The organism is Aquimarina spinulae (genome assembly GCF_943373825.1).
Taxonomy (GTDB): Bacteria; Bacteroidota; Bacteroidia; order Flavobacteriales; family Flavobacteriaceae; genus Aquimarina; species Aquimarina spinulae.
The window spans coordinates 165,621-183,053 of sequence record NZ_CALSBP010000001.1; the positions used below are offsets into that span (position 1 = coordinate 165,621).

At 33.1% G+C, this 17,433-nt stretch carries 19 protein-coding genes; 13 read left to right on the top strand and 6 right to left on the bottom strand.

What is annotated here, in order from left to right:
• Positions 1–103: 103 nt before the first annotated feature.
• Positions 104–2,371 carry an aconitate hydratase gene (locus NNH57_RS00735; RefSeq protein ID WP_074408085.1) on the top strand — a complete coding sequence of 756 codons (2,268 nt, stop codon included), beginning with the start codon at positions 104–106 and terminating at the stop codon, positions 2,369–2,371.
• A gap of 83 nt (positions 2,372–2,454) precedes the next feature.
• Here the strand turns inward: NNH57_RS00735 and NNH57_RS00740 are convergent, their stop codons facing one another.
• Positions 2,455–2,640 carry a hypothetical protein gene (locus tag NNH57_RS00740; RefSeq protein ID WP_132065802.1) on the bottom strand — a complete coding sequence of 62 codons (186 nt, stop codon included), beginning with the start codon at positions 2,638–2,640 and terminating at the stop codon, positions 2,455–2,457.
• A gap of 208 nt (positions 2,641–2,848) precedes the next feature.
• Here NNH57_RS00740 and NNH57_RS00745 point away from each other — a divergent pair, with 208 nt between their 5' ends.
• The 11 genes from NNH57_RS00745 (at position 2,849) to NNH57_RS00795 (ending at position 11,580) form a co-directional block, all read left to right on the top strand.
• Positions 2,849–3,529 carry an NUDIX hydrolase gene (locus NNH57_RS00745; protein ID WP_025666072.1) on the top strand — a complete coding sequence of 227 codons (681 nt, stop codon included), beginning with the start codon at positions 2,849–2,851 and terminating at the stop codon, positions 3,527–3,529.
• Between the two features lie 126 nt (positions 3,530–3,655).
• Positions 3,656–4,477 carry a ribose-phosphate diphosphokinase gene (prs, locus tag NNH57_RS00750; RefSeq protein WP_074408084.1) on the top strand — a complete coding sequence of 274 codons (822 nt, stop codon included), beginning with the start codon at positions 3,656–3,658 and terminating at the stop codon, positions 4,475–4,477.
• A gap of 41 nt (positions 4,478–4,518) precedes the next feature.
• Positions 4,519–4,977 (top strand): nucleoside 2-deoxyribosyltransferase domain-containing protein, encoded by a 459-nt coding sequence (locus NNH57_RS00755; protein ID WP_074408083.1) that lies wholly within the window; start codon positions 4,519–4,521, stop codon positions 4,975–4,977.
• Positions 4,974–5,609: a DUF4291 domain-containing protein gene (locus NNH57_RS00760; protein WP_108808487.1), complete on the top strand. Its 636-nt coding sequence runs from the start codon at positions 4,974–4,976 to the stop codon at positions 5,607–5,609. Before NNH57_RS00755 ends, NNH57_RS00760 begins: the two co-directional genes overlap by 4 nt.
• On the top strand, positions 5,606–6,082 hold the full coding sequence (locus NNH57_RS00765) for a macro domain-containing protein (RefSeq protein WP_074408081.1): 477 nt from the start codon (positions 5,606–5,608) through the stop codon (positions 6,080–6,082). Before NNH57_RS00760 ends, NNH57_RS00765 begins: the two co-directional genes overlap by 4 nt.
• Positions 6,083–6,085: 3 nt before the next feature.
• Complete coding sequence (locus NNH57_RS00770) at positions 6,086–6,631, top strand: RNA 2'-phosphotransferase (protein WP_108808488.1); 546 nt, start codon at positions 6,086–6,088, stop codon at positions 6,629–6,631.
• Positions 6,632–6,638: 7 nt separating this feature from the next.
• A complete protein-coding gene (locus NNH57_RS00775; protein ID WP_074408573.1) occupies positions 6,639–7,367 on the top strand; it encodes a metallophosphoesterase in 729 nt (242 codons plus the stop codon).
• Between the two features lie 180 nt (positions 7,368–7,547).
• Entirely contained in the window at positions 7,548–8,993 is a 1,446-nt protein-coding gene (locus NNH57_RS00780; RefSeq protein WP_074408079.1) for a nicotinate phosphoribosyltransferase, read from the top strand.
• 133 nt (positions 8,994–9,126) lie between these two features.
• Positions 9,127–9,795 (top strand): Crp/Fnr family transcriptional regulator, encoded by a 669-nt coding sequence (locus NNH57_RS00785; RefSeq protein WP_024768743.1) that lies wholly within the window; start codon positions 9,127–9,129, stop codon positions 9,793–9,795.
• Between the two features lie 72 nt (positions 9,796–9,867).
• Positions 9,868–10,776, top strand: coding sequence for a hypothetical protein (locus NNH57_RS00790; RefSeq protein WP_074408078.1), 909 nt, complete (start codon positions 9,868–9,870; stop codon positions 10,774–10,776).
• Between the two features lie 243 nt (positions 10,777–11,019).
• Positions 11,020–11,580: a TlpA family protein disulfide reductase gene (locus tag NNH57_RS00795; protein WP_074408077.1), complete on the top strand. Its 561-nt coding sequence runs from the start codon at positions 11,020–11,022 to the stop codon at positions 11,578–11,580.
• A gap of 3 nt (positions 11,581–11,583) precedes the next feature.
• Here NNH57_RS00795 and NNH57_RS00800 read toward each other — a convergent pair whose 3' ends face one another.
• The 5 genes from NNH57_RS00800 to NNH57_RS00820 all read right to left on the bottom strand — a co-directional run bounded on the left by NNH57_RS00800 (position 11,584) and on the right by NNH57_RS00820 (position 16,120).
• Positions 11,584–12,033 (bottom strand): sterol desaturase family protein, encoded by a 450-nt coding sequence (locus tag NNH57_RS00800; RefSeq protein WP_074408076.1) that lies wholly within the window; start codon positions 12,031–12,033, stop codon positions 11,584–11,586.
• A 26-nt stretch (positions 12,034–12,059) separates the two neighbouring features.
• Positions 12,060–12,899 carry a phytoene/squalene synthase family protein gene (locus tag NNH57_RS00805; protein ID WP_074408075.1) on the bottom strand — a complete coding sequence of 280 codons (840 nt, stop codon included), beginning with the start codon at positions 12,897–12,899 and terminating at the stop codon, positions 12,060–12,062.
• A 30-nt stretch (positions 12,900–12,929) separates the two neighbouring features.
• On the bottom strand, positions 12,930–14,426 hold the full coding sequence (locus NNH57_RS00810; protein ID WP_108808489.1) for a phytoene desaturase family protein: 1,497 nt from the start codon (positions 14,424–14,426) through the stop codon (positions 12,930–12,932).
• A 19-nt stretch (positions 14,427–14,445) separates the two neighbouring features.
• Positions 14,446–15,342: a MerR family transcriptional regulator gene (locus tag NNH57_RS00815; RefSeq protein ID WP_074408572.1), complete on the bottom strand. Its 897-nt coding sequence runs from the start codon at positions 15,340–15,342 to the stop codon at positions 14,446–14,448.
• Between the two features lie 220 nt (positions 15,343–15,562).
• Positions 15,563–16,120, bottom strand: coding sequence for an RNA polymerase sigma factor (locus tag NNH57_RS00820; RefSeq protein ID WP_074408073.1), 558 nt, complete (start codon positions 16,118–16,120; stop codon positions 15,563–15,565).
• Positions 16,121–16,208: 88 nt separating this feature from the next.
• Here NNH57_RS00820 and NNH57_RS00825 point away from each other — a divergent pair, with 88 nt between their 5' ends.
• The gene (locus NNH57_RS00825; RefSeq protein WP_074408072.1) at positions 16,209–17,375 is read left to right on the top strand and encodes a FecR domain-containing protein; all 1,167 of its coding nucleotides are present in this window, start codon (positions 16,209–16,211) and stop codon (positions 17,373–17,375) included.
• The last annotated feature ends 58 nt before the right edge of the window (positions 17,376–17,433 follow it).

Genomic DNA, 17,433 nt, shown 5'->3' on the forward strand with positions numbered 1-17,433 from the left:
TTTTTTAAAAATGCAAAAAGAAGGGATTAAATGTATTCATTTAAGAAAATCCTTTAAAATTCGTATTTTCGCAAGACTTTTCAATACTAAAAAATAATTAGAGATGGCATTCGATATCGATATGATAAAAAAGGTATACAGTCAGGTAGCCGACCGTGTTGATGCAGCACGCGAAGTTACAGGTAAACCTTTAACCTTGGCAGAGAAAATTTTGTATTCACACTTGTGGGACGTAAAAACTAAAAAAGCGTTTACAAGAGGTAAAGATTATGTTGATTTTGCACCAGATCGTATCGCTTGTCAGGATGCAACAGCTCAAATGGCATTATTGCAATTTATGCAAGCTGGTAAAAATAAAGTAGCAGTGCCAACGACAGTGCATTGTGATCACTTGATCCAAGCAAAAGAGGGTGCAGCAAAAGATTTAAAAAATGCTAATGATATTAGTAGTGAAGTGTTTAACTTCTTAGAATCGGTATCTGATAAATATGGAATTGGATTCTGGAAACCAGGAGCAGGTATTATTCACCAGGTAGTACTAGAAAACTATGCTTTCCCAGGTGGAATGATGATCGGAACAGATTCTCATACAGTAAATGCAGGTGGTCTAGGAATGGTTGCAATTGGTGTAGGTGGAGCAGATGCAGTAGATGTTATGGCAGGTATGGCCTGGGAATTAAAATTCCCTAAGTTAATTGGTGTAAAATTAACAGGTAAGTTATCTGGTTGGACAGCACCTAAGGACGTAATTTTAAAAGTAGCAGAAATTCTTACTGTAAAAGGAGGAACTGGTGCTATAGTAGAATATTTTGGACCTGGGGCGACATCAATGTCGTGTACAGGAAAAGGGACTATTTGTAATATGGGTGCCGAAATTGGTGCAACAACATCTACCTTTGGTTATGATGAGTCTATGGAGCGTTACTTAAGAGCGACAGAAAGAGCAGATGTAGCAGATGCAGCAAACAAAGTAAAAGAACACTTAACAGCAGACCCAGAGGTATATGCAAATCCAGAACAATATTTTGATCAGGTAATCGAAATTAATTTATCTGAATTAGGACCATTGTTAAACGGACCTTTTACACCAGATTTATCAACAGCAGTTGGTAGTACAATGACAGAAAAAGCAAAAGCTAATGATTGGCCAATTCAAGTAGAATGGGGACTAATAGGATCTTGTACAAACTCTTCTTACGAAGATTTATCTCGTGCTTCTTCGATCGCACAACAAGCGTTGGACAAAGGTTTGAAAATGAAAGCAGAATTAGGAATCAATCCAGGTTCTGAACAAGTAAGATATACAGCAGATAGAGATGGTATCCTTGGGATATTTGAAAAACTAGATGCAAAAATATTTACCAATGCTTGTGGACCTTGTATTGGACAATGGGCAAGATATAACGATCCAAAAAATGCACCAAAAAATAGTATCGTACACTCTTTTAATAGAAACTTTGCTAAGCGTGCAGATGGTAATCCTAATACACATGCTTTTGTTGCATCACCAGAATTAACTGCTGCTATTGCAGTTTCGGGACGACTAGATTTTAACCCATTAACTGATAAGTTAATTAATGAAAATGGTGAAGAGGTAATGTTCGATGAGCCAACAGGATGGGAACTACCACCAAAAGGGTTTGAAGTAAAAGATAATGGATATTTAGCTCCAGTTGAAGATGGTAGTGGTGTAGAGGTTAAAGTAAGTCCAACCTCAGAAAGATTACAGTTATTAACACCATTTGTGCCAATAGGTAGCGAAATTAATGGAGCTAAATTGCTAATAAAAGCATTTGGTAAATGTACTACAGATCATATTTCTATGGCAGGGCCATGGTTACGTTACAGAGGTCATTTGGATAATATTTCTAATAACTGTTTGATTGGAGCTGTAAATGCATTTGGTAAAAAAACAAACTTTGTTAAAAATCAATTAACAGGAGAGTTTGGAGGTGTGCCAGATACTGCAAGAGCCTATAAAGCTGCAGGAGTACCTACTATTGTTGTAGGGGATCATAACTACGGAGAAGGATCATCACGAGAACATGCAGCAATGGAGCCACGTCATCTAGGAGTGTGTGCAGTAATTGTAAAATCATTCGCTCGTATCCACGAAACCAACCTTAAAAAACAAGGGATGCTTGGTTTAACATTCGCTAATGAAAGTGATTATGATTTGATACAAGAAGATGATACCTTTAACTTTACAGATCTTGATCAATTTGCCTCAGGAAAACAATTAACATTAGAAATTGTTCATGCAGATGGATCTAAAGATACTGCGATGTTAAATCATACCTATAATGATTCACAAATAGAATGGTTTAAAGAAGGTTCTGCATTAAACTTGATTAAAAAGCAGAATGCCTAAGACAATAATATAAAAGAGCAATTAATATATAAAAACTCCCAAAGATGATATTTGGGAGTTTTTTTGTTTGGATTTGAAATGAATTAACGAGGAAAACAGTCTACGCTAACCATAACACAATTTTTATGATGATCTGGCAATGCTTCATATTGACTGCAACTAACAATTATTGGTCCATTGTAAGTATTACATGGATTGCCACCACCATTAATTTGTTTTTGTTCTGTTCTGGATAATTTTTTCCCTAGGTTTAAAAGTGTATTTTTCATAATCTTTTGTGTAATAATCCCGAACTTTGTATAGCTCTCAGGACATGAGCTTATCTATAAAAATACTACTTTTTTGTATTCAATTGGTATAGCGAATATTATCATAATGCTAATTTGAAGAAATAAGTTGGTATTGAAGTTCTACATCTCTTAAATATAAATTGATAAGTTTTTTTATTCCATAAGAGAAATATGTAAATTTGCGTATATGGTACGCCAAAATATAAAAGTTGCTGTTGATGCTGTAGTCTTTGGATATAAAGACAAGACACTTAACGTCTTGTTGATAAAAAGAAATATAGACCCTTTTAAAGATTCCTGGGCTTTACCAGGAGGTTTGGTTTTGGAAAACGAAAGTTTAGAACAAGCTGTTGTTAGAGAACTTAAAGAAGAAACCAATGTAACTATAGATTATTTAGAACAATTGTATTCTTTTGGTAATCCCGGGAGAGATCCAAGAAACAGGGTAGTAAGTGTTACTTATTTCGCATTGGTTAAACCAGAACATCATGCAATTAAAGCAGATACCGATGCAAAAGATGTTGCATGGTTTGATGTAACCGAACTTCCGGATTTGGCATTTGATCACATTCAAATTTTGGAAACTGCAAAAAAGAGATTGCAGAATAAACTCACATACGAACCCGTGGGATTCGATCTACTTGCTGATAAGTTTTTGTTTTCGGATCTCGAAAAGTTATATATGACTATTCTTCAAAAGGTAATTGACCGTAGAAATTTTAGAAAAAAAATACTGAGTTTCGGAATCCTTGAAGAGTTAGATGAAAAAATTTCGGAAGGAAGGGGCAGACCGGCAAATCTATTTAAATTTAATAAAAAACAATACTTCAAACTTAAAGAAGAAGGTTTTCTCTTCGATATCAAATAATAGTATCACTGTTTCAATACTATTGATCTTCAGAAAGATATATTTTATCAAAATAATGTAATTTTTACGCAAAATATTTTGTAGTACCATATTTCTGTTATAAATTTGCGTAAAAATAACACAATTATGAAGTATTTACATTTGGACCCATCGTTTACACCTTTTGAAAAATCTGTTGATTTTAAATCATTTGTTTTCAATGGAGGAGAACCACATATAAATATTTTAGATAAAAATATTGGGAACAGTGTAACGATTACACAACGAATCAATTCGTTTAATGATTTAGGATTGTTGTTGATTGCTACCGATGCGTTACGTAGAATGAATGTAAAGCAGATTGATGTATTTATTCCATATTTTCCTGCTGCTAGGCAAGATAGGGTAATGGTTGCAGGAGAATCACTTAGTGTTAAAGTATATGCAGATAGTATTAACGCACAAAACTATAATATGGTAACAATTTTTGATCCACATTCAGAAGTGACTCCTGCGTTATTAGATCGTGTACATGTGATTCAGAATTATGAATTTGTCAAACAATGTTTAGATATCATAAAAGAAGAAGTGGTACTAATTTCTCCCGATGGAGGAGCATTAAAAAAAATCTATAAAGTATCTGAGTATCTGGGCGGAGTAGAAGTGGTCGAATGCTCTAAAAAACGAGATGTAAAAACAGGAACCTTGTCTGGTTTTAGAGTATATGAAGATGATTTAGAAGGGAAACATTGTGTGATTGTTGATGATATTTGTGATGGAGGAGGAACCTTTCTGGGATTGGCAACAGCACTAAAAGAAAAGAATGCAGGTAAACTAAGTTTGATTATCAGCCATGGTATTTTTAGTAAAGGGTATGAAGAATTAACAAAATCGTTCGATACCATTTTTACAACAAATTCCTTTAGAGATATAAATGAAGAAAAAGTAGTGCAAATTCCTGTTATCTAAAAATAAACAAGAATCTGTTTTGTGACAATAAATAATAAAATATGAATCTAATAGTACCACCAATTATTCCGGAATTGAATAAAGACCTAAGTGTTTTTTTAGCAGGAAGCATTGAATCAGGTGTTGCCCAAAAATGGCAGGATAAGGTGGTAGAGAAACTATCAGAAGAAAATGTCACACTGTTAAACCCCAGAAGATCGAGTTGGGATGCCAGTTGGGAACAAAAACTTGACAACCCTGTTTTTAAAGAGCAAGTACTTTGGGAGTTAGAAGCTTTAGAAAAAGCAGATATGATCATTATGTATTTTGATAAAAAGACAAAATCACCTATAACATTACTAGAATTAGGATTGTACGCAAGGAGTAATAAATTGGTAGTATGTTGCCCAGATGGATTTTGGAGAAAAGGAAATGTAGATGTTGTCTGTGAGCAGTACGGAGTACAAAAAGTGAATAGCTTAGAAGAACTGATTAATGAAGTAAAGAAGAAATTAAAATGAAATTACAACTTAAAAAATATAAAGAACAACAGAAAGAATGGCCCCAAAGCGGGTATCATATTATGGCACAATATGATGATGAGAAAATAATAGTATACCAATCCTACCGGCCTGAAATAGGAAATTTTGCCGTAAAACATCAATTTTTTGGTGGAGCTTTTAGCTTAGACCGAATGACATGGATTAAACCTAATTTTTTATGGATGATGTACAGAAATGGTTGGGGAACAAAAGAAGGACAAGAAGTAGTATTAGCCATACATATTAGAAAAGAAGCTTTTGAGAGCTATGTTAAAAATGCGGTGTATTCATCGTTTAAACCAGAGCTATATGCGTCGTATGAAGCCTGGCAGAAGGATGTTGCAAACTCAAACGTGAGATTACAATGGGATCCCGATCATGATCCATATGGAGTGAAATTAGAAAGACGAGCCATCCAGATTGGATTAAGAAAGAAGTATATAAAAAGCTATGCAAAAGATGATATTTTGGAGATTGAAGATGTTTCTGATTTTGTTAGTGAGCAATATGAATTTGTCAAAAATAAAGATTTAGAAAACCTGATCACTCCGGCAGAGAGACCACTGGTATTTAAGGATGAAAAATTGAATGCATATTTGAAGCTAAAATGAAAACAATAACATATATAAAAGGAGATGCAACCGTTCCAGAAGCAGAAGGAATTAAGATTATAGTACATATTTGTAATGATTTAGGAGGTTGGGGAAAAGGTTTTGTGTTAGCAATATCCAAAAAATGGACAGAACCAGAGAAAGCGTACAGAAAGTGGTATCGTGATCGAGCAAATAATGATTTTGAGTTAGGTGCAGTTCAACTAATTCAAGTTTCGGAAAAACTGTATGTAGGTAATATGATAGGGCAACAAGGAATAAAAATAAAGAAAAATGAAATTCCGATTCGTTATGAAGCAGTTAGACAATGTTTAGAACAAATTGCAATTAAAGCGGAACAACTTAATGCAAGTATACATATGCCTAGAATTGGTTGTGGATTAGCAGGAGGAAGATGGGAAATGATTGAACCTATTATTACAAATACACTTTTAAAAAAACAATTAGACGTTTATGTCTATGATTTTGAATGAAAAATGAAAACAAACAATAAACATATAAGTAAATTTTTAAGCCTTATTCTAAGGCATAATCCTGATAAAGTAGGGATACAACTCGATGAAAATGGTTGGACAGATGTACAGGAGTTACTACAAAAAGTAAAAAGACACCGACCGGGATTAAATATGGATGTATTAGAAGAAGTTGTAGCATCCTGTGATAAACAGCGCTTTGCTTTTAATGAAGATCATACCAGGATTAGAGCGAATCAAGGCCACTCGATCAAGGTAGATTTAGAATATCAACCAAAGCAACCGCCAGAATTCTTGTATCACGGTACAGTAGCCAAATTTATGGAGGCCATTAGAGAAAAAGGATTGCTAAAAATGAACAGACATCATGTACATCTTAGTGAAGAAAGAGAAACGGCCATAAAAGTAGGATCAAGAAGAGGAAAACCTATTATTCTAACGGTGAGATCGGGCGAAATGTATACTAGGGGAATAGAGTTTTATCAATCGGATAATGAAGTGTGGTTAACCGATATAGTAGCTCCAGAATATATTGAGTTTAAATCATAATATGATCATGAGAACCTTAGTAATTGGAGATATACATGGCGGTCATAGGGCTTTGCTTCAGGTTTTAGACCGAGCAAACGTAACTTCAGAAGATACCCTGATTTTTTTGGGAGATTATGTAGATGGCTGGAGCGAATCGGCTGCAGTAATACAAGAACTTATAAACCTTTCTAGGTCTAATACATGTGTTTTTATACGAGGAAATCATGACCTGTGGTGCGGGTTATGGCTAGAAAAAGGAGCAACTAATCCTGTGTGGTTAGAGCATGGAGGAAAAGAGACAATCAATAGTTATGTTCAGTCAGGATTGCTTACCAAAAAAACTCATAAAGCGTTTTTTAATACACTACAAGATTACTATCTGGATGAAGAAAGTAGACTTTTTGTACATGCAGGGTTTACATCTATGCACGGAGTCGGTAATGAGGAGTATGATTCTAATTATTATTGGGATCGAACGTTATGGGAATCGGCTATGCTAGCCGATGAAGTGGGAGAGGTAACTTTGAGAGATGACCCTCCACAACGATTTAGTCATTATTCAGAGATTTATATCGGGCATACCCCTACTATTGTATATGGTAAGGATACTCCTATAAAAGCCTATAACCTCTGGAACATGGATACGGGAGCAGGTTTCAAAGGAAAACTTACTATCCTAGATATCGATACCAAAGAATTTTGGCAAAGTGATTCGCTTCCGTCCTTATATCCTAATGAACAAGGAAGAAATTAGTAGTAAATATCACTAAAAACAGTGTAGTCATTAGATTTAATATTCTTGATTTTTGTACTGCCTATACTATGTAAATTAGCAGATCTTGTTAAACAAATAGAATAGAAAAATCACAAATAACTTTGGAGATAATTAAAAATGATTTATATTTGCGTATAAATAACGCAAAATAAAATAAAGATGAATCCATTACTATTAACAGACGGTTATAAATTAGGACATAAAGAGCAATATCCAAACGGAACTACTTTTGTGTATTCTAACTGGACACCTAGAAAAAGTAGAATAGCAGGAATTGATAATGTAGTGTTTTTTGGGTTACAGTATTTTATTAAAGAATATTTAATCAAACAATTCAACGAACAGTTTTTCAATCTTCCCAAAGAAGAAGTGACTGCAGAATATAAAAAATATGTAGATCATTATCTGGGTATAGATTATGATATTACACATATCGAAGAATTACACGATTTAGGATATTTACCTATTCAAATTAAAGCTTTACCAGAAGGAACAGAAGTTCCTATTCGAGTACCAATGTTTACAGTAATGAATACCAAACCAGAATTTTTCTGGCTCACCAATTATCTAGAAACTTTATTGTCTAATATTATTTGGCAACCTTGTACTTCTGCTACTATTGCAAAACAATATCAAAGTATTTTATCCTCTTTTGCATTAGAAACAGATCGTGATAATATAGCGTTTATCACCTGGCAAGGTCATGATTTCTCGATGCGAGGAATGTCGGGTACAGAATCTTCAATTCTTAGCGGTATGGGACATGCCTTATCATTTTCGGGGAGCGATACATTACCTGTGGCAAAAGCTTTTGAAACATATTATAATGCAGATGTTACCAAAGAATTAGTTATCGGTAGTGTAAATGCTACAGAACATAGCGTGATGTGCGCAGGAAGTAAGGATGATGAAATAGGAACGTTTAGAAGGTTATTAGAAACATATCCTACAGGAATATTATCTGTAGTATCTGATACCTGGGATCTTTGGAAAGTGTTAACAGAATATTTACCTAAGCTGAAAAATGAAATTCTCGAAAGAGAAGGCAAACTTGTTATTCGACCAGATTCTGGCGATCCTGTAGATATTATTTGTGGTTGTGATCATAAGAACCCAATAGTTGCAAAAGGTGTTATAGAATTGCTTTGGGATGAATTTGGAGGAACCGTAAATGATCAGGGATACAAAGTGTTGAATCCAAAGATTGGAGCTATCTACGGAGATAGTATTACTATCGAAAGAGCAACCCAGATTTGTAAAAAGTTAAAAGCTAAAGGTTTTGCTTCTACTAATGTGGTTCTGGGAATAGGAAGTTTTACATATCAATACAATACCCGAGACACTTTTGGATTTGCAATGAAAGCTACATATGTCGAAGTGAAGGGCGAAGGAAGAGAAATATTTAAAGACCCAATAACAGATGATGGTACTAAAAAATCTGCAAAAGGACGTATTCAATTATATAAAGAACAAGGAAAAATAGTGTACAAAGATCAAGTTTCTGAACACGAAGAAAATCAAGGATTGTTAAAAACTGTTTTTAAAGATGGAGCATTACTAATAGAAGATAATTTGTCTACGATTCGTAAAAGAATTGCTCAATAAATCAAGTTTATATCATAAAATTCGCAAAACTCCTTAAAATTAATGTTTTAAGGGGTTTCTGATACAATAATGTAAGGGATTTGAGTGTTTTACGACATAAGTAGATAAACTAACATCATAAAACATAATCATCATGAGTGCAATCTGGTTTTTTGAGGATTCAGATCTCTTTAAGGTATTATGCCCTCATAAGTTTAAAAGGTATAAAAAAGATCACGATTTTGATGCTTACCGAAAGAACGACTACATTTATTTTGAAGAAGATTCTGCAAACAAAGTATATCTTATAGAAAAAGGAAAAGTAAAAATTGGATACTATGCAGAAGATGGATACGAGGTAATAAAAGCTATTCTTACCCGAGGAGAGATTTTTGGTGAAAAAGCAATTCTTGGAGAGAATAAAAGAACAGAATTTGCGCAATCTGTCGATAATACAACTTCTATTTGTCCCATTGGTGTAGAAACCATGCACGGACTCATGCGCGAGAATCAATCTTTTAGCCTTAGAATCTATAAATTTATAGGTATGCGATTTAAACGCTTAGAAAGAAGATTACAGTTACTACTCTTTAAAGATACCAAAACAAGATTATTAGAGTTCTTAAATGAGCTTAAAGAAGACTACGGACACTGTTGCCCATATACAGGAGATATGGTAATAGAACACCCTTATACCCAAAAAGACATAGCTCACCTTATCGGTACATCGAGACCAACCCTAAATATTATCCTAAACGAATTAAAGGAATCTAACGTCATAGATTTTAATAGAAAAGAGATTCGATTAAAAAATGTTGCTTAATGTTAGGTGGCTAACATTTTAAAAACTTCAATGTCGCTAATTTTATGATCTAATAATCATAAAAAAAAAGCGATGTTTAAAAAAGCAATTATAGGTACTCTGGTTATCGGATGTATTTTTTCTTCCTGTAACAATGATGATGATTCTGGTAATGTACCTACAGAATCGAATATAACCCTTAATCTTAGTGGATTAGAAGACTTAGGAAACGATTACCTTTATGAAGGATGGATTATCGTTAATGAAGCTCCGGTTTCTACAGGAACATTTTCTGTAAATAGCGCAGGAGAATTATCTAGTACTTCTTTCATGGTAAATACAGAATCACTTAAGGCAGCGGCAGCTTTTGTATTAACAATAGAGCCTAACCCCGATCCAAACCCAGCACCAGCAGATACAAAACTATTAAAAGGCGATTTTGGAACCGGTAATACAGCAACAGTAGGGTTAGGACCTGTAGGAGAAGGAGATTTTTCAGCTTCGGCAGGAGGATTTTTCTTAAGAACCCCAACAGATGAGGCTTCAGGAACTGCTAATAACGGGAATGATCAATTTGGAGTATGGTTTGGTACTCCAGGGATGCCACCAGCAGCGAATTTAACTTTACCAGTTCTCGATGCAGGATGGAAATATGAAGGATGGGTAGTAGCAGATGGAGTACCACTTTCTACCGGAACATTCACGATGAATAATACTGCAGATGATAATGCAGGAGATCTTACCGGATTTAGTGAGACTGCTTCTAATGGACCACAATTACCAGGAGAAGACTTTTTTAGAAATGCTCCAGACGGAGTAACATTTCCATTAGATGTTAGAGGAAAAACAGTTGTGATTTCTGTAGAGCCATTTCCAGACAATGCAGCAGCACCATTTTTATTGAAACCTTTGGTGGGTACAGCAGGTACAGATACCGCACCTACTAGTTATACCTTTGAGCTTAATAGTGCTTCATTTCCTTCGGGAAGTGTAACAAGATAATAGTTCATTGTTATTTTTTGTTAGTTTTAAAGCGCAATCAAAGATTGCGCTTTATTAATTTTAAGATAAGCCTGTATTTTTTAAAAATAAAGTCTGTATCATAGCTTAGATGTAGTGCCATTAATTTATATAACTTTGTAAGGTGACTCAAGAATTTGTTACTAATCAAAATATTGGTGACAATAGAGGAAAAAATCAAACGAGTTCATGATATGAATTCTGATAAACAAAAGATTTAGATAGATGAAGTTTAATAAAAAGAACATCTCCAATGTGATTTTTGCAATCATATTGGTATTATTTTTTATTCCTAATACCAGGGGAATGATGCAGATATTTTTAACCAGAATTTTCTCTTTCAGCCCGGGGATAGTAAAAGTAGAAGAAAGAGCACAGGTAGCATCATATGATTGGAAATTACATGGAGTAAATACTGAATCTACTAATTTTAATATAGCTAAAGATAAAGTCGTTTTAATTAATTATTGGGCTACATGGTGCCCTCCTTGTATAGCAGAAATGCCTTCTTTGCAAAAATTATATAATGATTATAAAGATGAAGTAGTATTTCTCTTTGTAACTACAGACGATGATCCAGAATTAAATAAGTTTATGAAGAATAAAAACTATAGTTATCCTATCTATAGATCATTATCAGAACACCCAAAACCTTTTGTGAGTAAAACAATACCTGCAACTTACCTGTTGGATAAAAAAGGAAACATTATTATTGATAAAGTTGGTGCAGCAGACTGGAACAGTACCAAAGTAAGAGAAACTATCGATAATCTATTAGCCGAATAGAATCTAATTTTTAAAATATTTAAAAGGAACCACCAACATACCAAAACATTCTCCTTTTTCTTTTTTTATATTTTTATGATGCATTTTATGAGCTCTTCTTACTCCTTTGGCGTACCAACTCTTCGTATTTCTGAATAGTTTGAAACGTTGATGTATAAAAATATCATGTACAACAAAATAAGCAATACCATAAGCTAGAATACCCAGGCCTATCGCTCTGCCTACCCAAAATGTTTGGGCGTCGTGAAATAAAATACAAGACATACTAACAATAGCATAGAATACAAAGAATAAATCATTGCGTTCCCACCAACTGTCATGATCCTTATGATGATGATCCTTATGTAAGGACCACAAAAAACCATGCATTACATATTTGTGAGTAAACCAGGCCATAAACTCCATAATAGAGAAGGCAGCAAGAAAAACTAATATTTGGATAAAAATTTTCACAACATAGGTTTTATACAAAAATACGGCTAAATTAAGTTTAATCGATAGTCGAAATACGATTTTGCTAATAATCCAAATTTTTGATAATTAGACACTCGTATACGTGTGCTTTTTATTTCTAAAGAAGGGGTTTTTTTAAGCTTATTTAATAATTTTTTATAATAAACGAATGCAGTATATACCCCAAGTTTTGCTTCAACAGGAAGCTTTAGGATACCTTGTAACGCTTTATTAAAATCCTCTTCTATTTCTTTAATAATTTTAAGCTTAGAATCTTCATCGAGTTCGTTTAAATTTAGATTCGGAAAATAGGTTCTATTAAGATCTTCAAAATCTGCTTTTAGATCCCGTAAAAAATTAACCTTCTGAAAAGCAGAACCCAAATGCATTGCGCTTTGCTTTAAATTAGCATACTTTTCGGCATCTCCATTCACAAAAACTTTCAAACACATTAATCCAACTACATCTGCCGATCCATAAATATAATCTTTGTATTCCTGATCTGTTAAATATTTGGTTTTATGTAAATCTAGTCGCATACTTTTCATGAATGCTTCATATAGCTCTGGATTAATGTTATATTGATGAACCGTCTTTTGAAAAGAATTAAGAATAGGATTTAAGCTAATCCTATTTTTGATTGCTTTGTACATTTCTTCTTCAAAATCATTAAATAATTTCTCTTTATCATACTCATGAAATGTATCTACAATTTCATCTGCAAATCTCACAAAACCATAAATATTGTATATATCCTGTCGTATAGAGCCTGATAACATTTTTGAAGCAAGCGAAAATGATGTACTATACGAATTCGTAACAATTTTGCTACAACTTTGCGATACAGTATCAAAAATAGACTTCATAGAATAGAGTTTATGGTTTAATTAAGTTTGTTATGTTGGTATACCGTGTTTTAACTTTTTATCGTACTGGTAATGATTCTGGATTAATCCTGCAACCAGTTTTCCCGAAATCAAAGATGGGGGTACACCCGGACCAGGAACAGTAAGTTGCCCGGTAAAAAATAGATCTTGTACTTTTTTACTTTTTAATTTAGGTCTAAGGAAAGCAGTTTGTAAAAGTGTATTGGCCATCCCGTATGCATTTCCTTTGTAGGAATTATACTTCTTTATAAAGTCTTTAATACAAAAGGACTCTTTAAAGATAATGTTATTCCTAACATTTTGATTTGTAAGTGCTTCAAAACGAGCTATAATTTTATCAAAATAACGCTCTCTTAGTTCATTGGTATCTTCTATTCCTGGAGCTAATGGGATAAGGAAAAACCCATTTTCTTTACCTTCGGGAGCAGATTTTGGATCTGTTAAAGAAGTGAAATTAGCATAAAACAAAGGGTCTTCAGTCCATTTGGGAGTGTCATAAATATCTTTGGTATGTTGTTCAAAATCGGTATCAAAAAATAAATTATGATGGTTAATATTTTGTAATTTTTTATCAAATCCCACGTAGAAGAGGAGAGAAGAAGGAGCAAAAGTTTTGCGCTCCCAATATTTTTCAGAATATTGTCGATACTCTGGTGCTAATAATGTTTCTCCGTGATGATAATCTGCTCCGCATAATACAATATCAGCATCTATTTTTTCGGCATTTACAATAATACCTTTAGCGCAATTGTTTTCGGTTACTATTTTTTCGACAGTTGCATTGGTACGAATGGTGACACCTAGTGATCTGGCCAATTCTTCAATCCCTTCTATTACACTATACATTCCACCTCTGGGATGCCAGGTTCCCAGTCCAAAATCTGCATAGTTCATAAAACTATAAAAAGCTGGAGTATCACTGGGTTTGGCACCTAAGAATAATACAGGGAACTCTAGAATTTGGACTAACTTTTTACTTTTAAAATCTTTACGAATCTCTTTAGAAATGGTACTAAAAAATTGACCTACCTTTAAAAGTGTTTCTTTTGTAACAAGTTCTAATAAAGAAACTCCTGGCCGATACACCAAATCTTTAATTGCAATCTCATAATTATTCTGTGCAGTTTTGATGAATTTTTGTAGTTTAACCGAACTTCCTTTTTCTTCAGTTTCAAAGGTTTCGTATATTTTTTCTAAAGAATCACCAATCGTAATACTTTCATTATTCTTAAAAAAAACTTTGTAGGCAGGATGTAATTTATCTATCGTATAATAATCAGAGGCAGACTTATCAAAATCCTTAAAAAAACGTTCAAATACATCAGGCATCCAATACCAGGAGGGACCAGTATCGAATGTAAACCCTTCTTTTTTTAATTGCCCGGCTCTACCACCAATCGTTGCATTTTTTTCAAAAATAGTTACATCATATCCTGATTTAGCTAGATAGCACGATGCAGAAAGCGATGAAAACCCAGAACCGATGATTACTATCTTTTTAGACATAACTGAAACAATTATAAAATTAAAGCTCAGAAATTAATGAGCTAATCGATTCAAAATAGCGATGGTTGTGCCCCGTATGATTAGAAATATGCATGATTTGTTTGCCTAACATCCATAGCTCATTGACTCTATTGGCGCATACAATTGTATTAAAATCTTCAAGGTATTTTTTGATATTGTCTTTTTCTGGTCTAATAGTAAAATACGATATGAACACAACATCATCATGAAAAGAAAGCATATTAGGTAAACTATCTAAAGGAATGCTTGGACCCAGGTAGATAGCCTTATATCCATGCAATAGTATTTCGTAATTAATATATAACAAGCCTAATTCATGTATTTCATTTTCTGGAAGAAACAAAATAAAAGCCCTATCGGTTTTGGTAGGTTTAGAATATTGAAGCTTTTCAATATTTAGTAATAGCTTCTGCTTTATTAAATTAGAAACAAAATGCTCATGTGCAGGACTAATGGTATTTGTCTGCCATAATAATCCTATTTCTTTTAATAAAGGAATAAAAACATCAACAAAAATTTCTTTAAAATTTCTTTTACTTTCTAGTTGAGAATATGTCTCTAAAAATAATCCGAGATCATAATTTAACATTGCAATTTTAAAGGAGTTTATAGCTTGATTTTTAACGCTATTGTCAGATACTATACTTCTTACATATTCATTAATTTCTTCTGTATCTAATTTAGAAATTCTGGATATTTTGTACCCACTGTTTACCAAATAAGTAACATTAAGTAATTTTTGAAGGTTTTTTAAATTGTATGTCCTTATGTTGGTATCAGTACGATCAGGAGAAAGTAGATTATATCTTTTTTCCCATATTCTTATAGTGTGTGCTTTTACACCACAAAGATTCTCTAAATCTTTAATACTGAATGTTTGTTTAATATTGTTCACTTTTTTTTGTAAATTGTTAAACAAAACTAAGCAAAAGAAAGCACTTTTTTTTTCAAAATTTGTTAAAATAGTACCTTTAATCGTTAAAAAACTAACGATTTTTAGCAATGTGTTAATAATAACTAGGAACTAATAGTATAATATTACCATAGTTTTGTGGTATTTAATTCATTGTAAATCTTACTTACATAATGTTACTTCTGTTCTGCGGTAAGAAGGTTTAAAAGAAAAAAATAGAAACATTAGTTTTTAAGAAACGTAAAGCCTTGCTAATGTGAATTTCGACAGTTTTAGTAGAAATGCCTAGAATATCAGCTATTTCCTTGTGCTTTTTTTGCTCTAAACGACTGAGTTTAAATACTTCTCTGCATTTTTTAGGAAGTTGTTCGATAGCCTTTTCGAGTTTTAACCAATCAGAGTCTAATTGATTTTCTTCTTCACTGTTATACATCTCAAATATAGCTTCCCATCTTAGAGAATCTAAAGCATCGTATTCTTTTTTTTGTTGCCGTAAATGCATTAGAAATTCATTATGACAAGCTCTGAAAAGATAATTCTTTAAGGATGAAGTAATTCGTAAAGTTGATTTTTTTTCCCAAAGTCTAAGCAAAACATTTTGTACCAGATCCTCGGATAACGACGAATTATTAGAAAGCTTATAAACGTAATTATACAACCAGGAATAATATTGATTAAATATTATTTTGTAGCTGTCTTGATTTCCGTCTGTAAGCCCCTGAATCAGTAATTTTTCTATGTTTTGACTATCTTTTTTCATTATAAAAATCACGGACTAAATTAAAAAAAATAAAATAAAGTAGGGGATTTATAGGTTTTCTGCATCTTTTAAATAGAAAAAATGAAGAATGGATAATTATTTAACAGTAATTAAAAAATACCTGGAAGGAGATATTTCGCCATCAGATAGAGAAGCATTGCAACAATGGCTGACCCAAGACCCTGAACATGAAATCCTTTTTAAGCAAGAAATAAAGAATTGGTATGTGACAAACGAAGAGCTGCCGGCAGATCCAAATTTTGCGTATAATCGTTTCTTACATGCTATTGATAAAAAAGAAGCTAAAGTAATTAAACCAAAATCATGGTCTAGGATAGTAAAATATGCAGCGGTTTTGGGAGGAGTACTTCTTGGGGGGTATTATTATACTACGCAGAGTGTTTCTACTGTTACAACAAATTCTGGTGTTGTCGAAGCTAATCCTTTGCCTGTAGATAAAATTAAAATTGTTCAGGCAGATGGTACAGTCACGTATACAGATTTTAATGATAAAGCAGATATTATAAATGCAAAAGGTAATTTGATTGGTAAAAAAGATCAGGATCAATTTATTGTCCAGCCAGAGAGCGAGATAACCGAAACCAGATATATAGAAATCTCTATCCCCAAAGGAAAATTGTTTCAACTCACATTATCCGACGGAACCAAAGTATGGTTAAATGCGGCTAGTAGTCTAAAATTTCCACAACATTTTACATCTACAAAAGAAAACAGAATGGTATATCTAAAAGGAGAAGCTTTTTTTGATGTTACCAAAAATAAAGCACAACCGTTTATCGTAAAAACAGAAACTATAGATGTAGAAGTTTTAGGAACCCAGTTTAATGTATCGTCTTATGCCGAAGATACCACAGTGAAAACAACTTTGGTAGAAGGTGCTGTAGTTGTTAATGATCAAAATGAGAATACAAACTCATTACAGCTAGTACCTAACGATCAGGCAATTTTTAGCAAGGATAAAATGGTTATGCATAAACAAAAGGTAAATACATCATTATATACTTCGTGGATGGATAAAAAGATTATACTGCAAAACGAACCTTTTATAGATGCATTTAAAAGGATAGAACGCAGCTATGATGTCTCGATAACAAGTCATAACAAAAGATTAAACAATACACGTTTTACAGGAGAATTTGATGTAGAGAATATCGAAGAAATCCTGAGAACATTTTCAGAAACTTTAAAATTTACATATGAAATAAAAGGTAAGGACATTATAATCAATCCGTAAAAAAAAAGGAAGTGCTGCTACACTTCCCTTACTGATTCGATTATTATTTAACTGAGTA